1 protein-coding gene is annotated in these 286 nt (G+C 80.4%); it reads left to right on the top strand.

The features are described from left to right. Positions 1–71 precede the first annotated feature (71 nt). Positions 72–286 (top strand): hypothetical protein (locus E2L08_RS16880; RefSeq protein WP_133398236.1); only part of this gene is annotated, 215 nt, incomplete at its 3' end.

Here is a 286-nt window from a genome sequence, read left to right as displayed (position 1 = left end):
CCGAGGCCGGGCGGGCCGGGGTGGCGCCGCTGCGGATCCGCCGACCACTGCGGCCCGGCGAGCGCGGCCGCATGCTGCTGGACCTGGCGCTGGAGCCGGGGGAGGGGCCGGTGACGGTGACGCTCTCGGCCGGCGACATGGTCGGGCCGGGCGGCCGCATCCCGGCCGGCGCCGTGCATATCAGCCCGGCGAGCCTGACGCTGCGCTCGGGCGCGCCGGCCGAGGTGGAGGTGGCCGTCTCCGCCCCGGCCGATGCGGCGCCCGGTCGCTATGCCGGCACGCTCTC

Source organism: Palleronia sediminis (assembly GCF_004358695.1).
GTDB classification, from domain to species: domain Bacteria; phylum Pseudomonadota; class Alphaproteobacteria; order Rhodobacterales; family Rhodobacteraceae; genus Palleronia; species Palleronia sediminis.
Note: the sequence above shows the minus strand (reverse complement) of the source record. Positions and strands in the feature narration are given on the sequence as shown.